Genomic DNA, 6,902 nt, shown 5'->3' on the forward strand with positions numbered 1-6,902 from the left:
CCCTCCGGAAGCCAGTTTGCTATATTAGCGGCTTCTTAGATGTGCGACAATTCTCCATGCTGGTCCGCCGCTGGCCATCTTCCCACCTAGCCGTTATCGCGGTGGTCCGGGGGGTCGGTCTCCGCTTCTGGCAGTATGCGACCTCACACCGCGCGCACGGGTGCGCTTATGGGGTGTCGCAAAGGCGGGCTCTACGTCTGAGTTGAGGCGCAAAGCGGACGCCAAAGGCGGCGCTCGGAATCTCGATTTGACTAACTAGAGAAAACATCGAACAGCACGGTATTTCAGCAACGGATCAAGTGAAGTCCAGCCTCATCTGAGCTCATGGATCGCTACGCTCGGCACCACGGTCTTGGCGATCTCGCACAGATGCTGGTGATGCGTTAGGTAAATTACCTGTCCTGCACTTGCCATTTCGCCGAACAACCTGAAGACCTCCTCCGACCGGACATGATCGAAAGTCTCCATAATGTCGTCTGCGATGAAGGGCACGGAGGGCCGAACCTGCGCAAACTCGTAGTACCCCGCGAGCCGCAGCGCCAGGTAGAGCTGAAAGCGCGCGCCCTTCGACAGAGCATCGGCGACCTTGGATTGCCCATCGCGCTGCAACGCGATGAGCACTTCCCCACCTTTCACGGGTTGAGTTGTCAGGCCGGAATACTGGCCGCGGGTTATGAGCGCGAATGCGTTAGATGCGCGATCCATCATTCCGGAGCGATGACGTTCGCGGTAGAGGCGCAGAGCATTCCCAGCTGACATGACTCCCAGTTTCAGCTGTATATAGCGGACAGCCTTTTCCTCGATTTCCAGAAGGACGGTGCGCCGTTCGGCGTCTATTCGGGCAACAGCGGCGTCGCCGCCGATGGCGTCTAGCTTGTCGGTCGCGCGCGTCTGCCGAATGAGATGTTGCTGCAACGCCTCATCAAGGTCGCGAAGCCGTTGCTCTGCTTCGGCCTTCTCGATTGCGAGACTGTCGAGATCGACAGCATCCAACATCGAGCGCGCCTGCTCGAACCCTTCCACCGCGAGCTCGCACGACACCTGATCCTCAAGTTCGGCCACGGCCGAGCGCAGGCGATCCCTTTCGCGCAGCAGTTCGTCGCGTTGCACGACGTCCGCCAGCGTGGCCACCCCAAAGACGCTCAGGACCTCGCCTTTGCGGCGCTCATGCGCCGAAATCTCGCCATCGAGGATCTCACGCGCATCCTGCAGGCGCCGCAGGTCATTGACGAGGCTTGCCTTGGCCTCGCGTGTGCGCTCGGCGCCCTCCAGGCGCTCGGCAAGCCCAATCGCCAGCTGTTCCGGTCCGTCGTCATCGGCCGCCTCACCCGCTTCGGCTGCAACGGCGGAAACTTCAACCAGGAAACTGTCCCTGTCGGCCTCCATCTTGTCGATACGCAGTTGCATGGCGTCGCGGTCCTGAAGACATCTGGACAGCTCAGCCAATTGATCCAGCACCCCGCCGAGGCCGGGCGCCGAGATGCCGTTCTCGAGCCAGGTGCCCTTGAGCGCTTCGGCAATGCCGGCCTGCCATTCATCCTCGCGCCGCTCCGCGACTTCGATGGCGCGGCGCCTGGCGGCCAGATCCTCCTGCCTTGCGGCAACGGTCTTGAGCGCCTCGGTGCGCTCAGCGTCCACTTTGAATTGCCTCTCTAGGAACAGCTCTGCCACGGCCATCACCGTTTCCAGGCTGTCACCAGGATCGGAACCAACGCCGACGCTCGCCAGCGCGCCGCTCAGCTCCAGGCGTATTCGGCCTTCCTCATCAACCGCGCGCTCGGACTTCTTGCGGGAAAGCTCGATCTCCTCCCATCCCGCGAGCGCATCGTTCCGGGCAGCAATGCGATCCTCTATCATGTCGATCAGCTGTTCGGGGGAAGCTTCCTGGCACGGCCCGAGCAAGTCTCTTGCGGCCGCTCGCATTTCCAAGTGCACTGCCTGCAGATCTGAGCCGATGCCTGCAAGTTGGTCGCGCGTATGCGCTATGGTGGCCGCGGTTTCAGCGATGTTGCGGTTTGTGCTGCGAATCTCGACGAGCTCCCGGGCGTTGGCCAGACGGCCTGCTCCGACACTGTCGTCTCGGGCCAGTGCCGCCGCGAAATCATCCGCGGTTTCGCCAGTCAGGTCATGGCGATGCCTTACCCAGGCCTCGTCGCGGCCGCGCCGTATGGCGCCGGCCGCATCATCGTCGCTGACATCGACCGAGGCACGAAGGGCATTGAGCCGCGCGGCAAACAAATCGTGATTGCCCTGGTGCTCGGCAAGACGTTCGCAAAGGACACCCCTGCTCTTCCCAAGCTCTGCGGCAAGCGCTTTCCATGCGCCAAGCTGTCCGGCATTCGGAATGGCGATCCTGGCCAAGCCTTGCGCATCTCCCGACCAGGGATGCAAGCGCGCGATCGCGGCCCGCCATCGGATCGCTGCCGCATCCGCGGCCTCGCGCGCCGCCTTGATCTCCCTCAGATATCCGCTCGCTCTTGCCGTCGACAAAGCTGAAACCAGCCTTGCCCTAGCAGGCTCGGGCACGGCCCGTTCTTCGCCGACCCGCTCGCGTGCCGCCTGGAGCGCATCAGCCGCTGCTGCCGCCTCCTCGCGTGCAACGCGCACGCTGGTAACGATCCCCGATCGCTGCTCGACCATGGTGCGCAAAACGCCAATGGTTCCGGCAGGCAGGAGCAGCTTGGCAGGGTCCGGCTCGGCGGGCCTTCCAAGAGCGGCAAGGCAGGTCGCCACGGCATTGTCGAGGATTTGTAGCTCGGTCCTGCGGCTTGGCAGGTCCAGCCCGGCCGAGACGTGGCGCACCTTGCGGTCGGCCAGTCCGCGAACCCGTTCGGAAATCGCAAGGACCGCTTCGTCCACATCGACCGAGGCGATTTTCGTCGTCACCCGTTCGAGCTCTTCCACACTCGCGGACAGCCGCGTTTTCAGACTGGCGTCGGCCTCGATCATGTCGGCGATACTGCCGGTCCATGTCCGTGACGGTGAAGCGATCTCAGGCAACTCGGCTAATTGGGCTTGCTTGCGCCTGATATCGGCAAGGATCGGGATCGCGCGAAGGTACTTCGCGATCGTATAGAGCCGAGCCGACAGCACCGACCGTTCAGCGATGCTGCGGTCGTATTTTGCTGTCGCGTCCAGGCGCTCTGTCTCGAGGGTTTCGAAGGTCGACGCCAAGGTGTCGATCGCCTCCCTCCTGGATTTCAGTTCCGCAAGCCGCTTCTTGAGCAGAGCAAGCTCGGTTCCGTGTGCCTGCTTGCGATAGAGCCTGTCCGCCTCGGCCTCGAGCAGGCTCAATGTATCGCTTGCATGCCCGAGGCCGGCGCTGGCCGTGAACAGCAGCTTGCCGAGGTCACCGCGCGATTCCAGGATCGACTTTCCACCGGCTTCCAGCGTTTCGTCGTCCAGCGAGAACATGGTCTCGTATGCGTCGCGAGACAGGCCGGCGAGATGGGATGATATCGCCATTTCGCTGACTGGTTGGCCAGTCGCGTTCAGCAACGAGTTGGTGCGCTGTTTGGTGCGCGTGAAAATCTGCTCCGCGCCGCCGAGCTCGAGTACACCGCCGATGCGCATGGCGCTGTACTCGTGCAGGAAATTGTAGCGGCTGCGCTCCTCGATGCCGAACAACAGGTCGAGATAGGCGGAAAGTGCTGTCGACTTGCCGGCCTCGTTCAAGCCGAATACGATATGCAGATCGGGACCCGATTCCGGTTTCGGCCCGAAGTCGATCGTCCTGTCTGTGAACTTGCCATAACGGATGAGATCAAGTCGCCGCAGCCTCATTGCGACCCACCGGCCTTGAGGCGCGCGGTAACCAGGTCGGCGCCGTTGGCAAGCACCCTGTCGAGGAACAACTCCAGCTCGGCCTCGTCCTTACCGGCGAAATCGCGTCCGTCAGGCGGCAGATCCGCGATCATCTTCTGGACGAGCGCCCTCGCCTCGGCACGGAAAGCTTCCGAGCCGCCATCGGCGCGCATGGACTCTGCGAGCTCGAAAATCGGATCGGCGACGCCCTCGGATGTTTCTGCTGCGGGTGGCGAGACGTTAAGTTCGAGCTTTTCCACCCAGGTTTTGCCTACCTGTTCCGCGACCTGCTCAGCTTCCGCGAGCAGCAGATCCCGGTCGCGGATCAGTGCCCATGACAAAGGCGACATGCCGGTCACGCCTAGCCGGACCACGGCATGACGGGAACTGACGGAGGCACGCACATCTTCGAGTGCGGATCGGATACGCTCTACGACCTCGGACCATTCCACCGTTTCGGTCACGTCGACGATCACCCGCTCGAATTGCGCGATACTGGTCAGCCTCTCCTCGATCTCGATGGTGCGGTCGTCTCGTATCGTGACCAGGGTGACGGATTTCTCTCCGGCCTCGTTGATGTCCCTGCCCTGTGGAATTCCTGGCATCACCACGGTGCTTGCCCCGGGATGGACTTGGCGGACATGGATGTGCCCAAGCGCCCAGTAGTCGAAACCGTGGCCGTGCAGGTCAGCGACGCTGCAAGGCGCGTAGACATCGTGGCCGGGCGATCCAGCCAGGCTGGTATGCATGATGCCGACATTGACCGCGCCCTCGCGCGGCGCTGAGTACTTCGGGAGTAGACTGTCCGGCGCCTTGGGGCTGGCAAAGCTCAGGCCATGGAACATAACGTCGAGCCCCCCGGCTGTCTGCAGCACGGTCTGGGGACGGCCGCCGAAGATCGTGACCGTGTCCGGGAACACCAGCTGTTTCGATATCCGCGACATCGCGTCATGATTGCCACGGATCTTGAAAACCCTGATGCCGGCCTGATGAAGCCGTGTCATCTGTGAGGCCAGGAAGCGGGCCGTTTTCATCGAAGTCTGATCGCCATCATAGAGATCGCCGGCAATGACCAGGGCGTCGACACGTTCCGTAAGGCAGAGGTCAATGATCGAGACAAACGCCTGACGGCTGGCGTCTCCGACGAGTTCGGCAAGGTCGGGGTTTCGCATCGCCAGCGAACGCAGCGGCGAGTCGAGGTGGATGTCGGCGGTGTGGACGAATCGAAATGGCATTGGAAATCTCCGGTTTGAACATACCGGTGTTCGACCGCGGCTCGACAGGAAAAATCTCAAGAAAATCCGGCGGCCGATACGGCCGCCCCCTTCCGCATGAGTTCGCCGACATCTTTTCCGAGCTAGAAGTCTGTTCGCTTATCGACGACCGAGCGCGACGCTGCGGGACGGACCGTCCGAAAATATAAACGCTGGGAAATGGTGCGCCATGTATTGAGGAAACCCCCAACATGAAGTGATACGTGATGAGCTTAAATCCTCTGCAATGTTTAGCACGCTGACTTAACAACTCTTCCAGCTGATGCTGCAATGTGTGCGTTGCTCAATCCGGCCGAACGAGGCAGTCTGTGGATTCGGGACCTCGTCTCGGCTATGCACACACGATGGACGACAGATCCTTGTTTATGAAATCCAGCATCGACCACCTCCCGCCACCAAAGCAGCGCGAGCTGAGAAAGACCGTCGAGCTGCTCCTTGAGGAGTTTGAGGATGCCCTCAAGGGAGGGACGACCGACTTCAAAAAGCGCGGGCGCATTCTCAAGATTATACTTTTCGGGTCCTATGCTCGTGGTGGCTGGGTCGACGAGCCCCATACCAGAAAGGGCTATCGTTCGGATTTCGACCTGCTTGTGGTGGTGAACAATCGCAAACTGACCGATTTCGCCGGCTATTGGCAGACGGCAGCAGACCGCCTGATGCGCGAAATCAACACGCCAGTCAGCTTCATTGTGCATTCCCGCCGGGAGGTGAACACTGCCCTCAGGGAGGGTCAGTACTTCTTCGTCGACATCCGTCGCGAGGGAATTGTCCTCTACGAGCTCGACGAAGAACCGCTGGCGCATCCGGCACCTACAAAGCCGGCCGATGCATTCCGATTAGCAGCCGAACACCTCGAAGACAGGCTGCCGCACGCCCGAGTATTTGCAAAGACAGCTGGATTTCTTCTCAGCGAATCCAATTTCAAGGAAGCGGCCTTTCTCCTTCACCAATCAATCGAGCAGGCCTACGCGGTGTTGTTGTTGGTTCTAACAAATTACAGCCCTGCCTCTCACAACGTCAAATTCCTTCGCAGCCTCGCTGAAGATCAAGCACAGGAACTTGCCGAAGTTTGGCCCCGCGACCAGCAGCGTTTCGTAGCTTGGTTCAACATCATAAACGAGGCTTATGTGAAAGCACGCTACTCGCGGCACTTCGAGATCACTCGCGAAGCGCTCCAGTGGCTTGCCGAGCGGGTCTCCGAGTTGATCGATCGCATCGAAATGATCTGCAGATCACGGCTTGAAAAATTGAGGAGCGAGGCAAATACGGCTGATCAGCAAGCGAGCTAACTTCGCGATTGCACCAATTCCGGTGTGATGTCCGGAATTATCTGTCGTCGTCCGAATTTAAGTGGGGCTGCCCACGTCGTGTGCGAAGTCGTTTCGGCACTCGTATAGACCTTGAGCGCGTCGCTGCCGCACGACATGCCGCGAAGCATGGTCTCGATTCGGGGAAGACGAATGTTGCCGTCGCCGCTGGTAGCGGCGGCGCTGTTCTGGACAGGTGGCAAAGCGCGCGAAGGGAGGTGTTTCGCCCGTAGGTGGCGATTGCCTCGTAGGCGCCGGCTCCCCTCAACGTTGTGTTCGGCGCCGATCCTCACGCAATCCCCCCGCGTCGGCTGCCCGATCTCGAAATGCATGCCGATACGGCTTTCGATCTGATCCACAGCGTGGATATCACGCCTCGTGCCCGCCAATCGATGAGTGTTGCCGGCGAGCAGTAAGCGAAGCCGCAGCGCTCCTGAAGAGTAAGCGGTGTTCTCAGGCCACGGCCTTTAGCTCAGGCGCCCGGATGTAGGCCCACGGCAGCAGGTCGTCGATCTGG

3 protein-coding genes are annotated in these 6,902 nt (G+C 60.9%); 1 reads left to right on the plus strand and 2 read right to left on the minus strand.

Annotated elements, in window-relative coordinates:
- Positions 1-312: 312 nt before the first annotated feature.
- Positions 313-3,783, minus strand: a complete 3,471-nt coding sequence (locus FJ426_RS26405) for an AAA family ATPase (RefSeq protein WP_140825640.1) — start codon at positions 3,781-3,783, stop codon at positions 313-315.
- Positions 3,780-5,039, minus strand: a complete 1,260-nt coding sequence (locus FJ426_RS26410) for an exonuclease SbcCD subunit D (protein WP_140825641.1) — start codon at positions 5,037-5,039, stop codon at positions 3,780-3,782. Before FJ426_RS26410 ends, FJ426_RS26405 begins: the two co-directional genes overlap by 4 nt.
- A gap of 404 nt (positions 5,040-5,443) precedes the next feature.
- On the opposite strand from FJ426_RS26410, the gene FJ426_RS26415 reads away from it, so the two are divergent.
- Positions 5,444-6,367, plus strand: coding sequence for a nucleotidyltransferase and HEPN domain-containing protein (locus tag FJ426_RS26415; protein WP_140825642.1), 924 nt, complete (start codon positions 5,444-5,446; stop codon positions 6,365-6,367).
- Positions 6,368-6,902: the final 535 nt, after the last annotated feature.

Source organism: Mesorhizobium sp. B2-6-4, assembly GCF_006441495.1.
Lineage (GTDB): Bacteria > Pseudomonadota > Alphaproteobacteria > Rhizobiales > Rhizobiaceae > Mesorhizobium.

What these genes read in the sequence shown, in the direction of transcription:
- FJ426_RS26405 (WP_140825640.1), bottom strand. Translation starts at nt 3,783, where the DNA reads ATGAGGCTGCGGCGACTTGATCTCATCCGTTATGGCAAGTTCACAGAC.
- FJ426_RS26410 (WP_140825641.1), bottom strand. Translation starts at nt 5,039, where the DNA reads ATGCCATTTCGATTCGTCCACACCGCCGACATCCACCTCGACTCGCCG.
- FJ426_RS26415 (WP_140825642.1), top strand. Translation starts at nt 5,444, where the DNA reads ATGAAATCCAGCATCGACCACCTCCCGCCACCAAAGCAGCGCGAGCTG.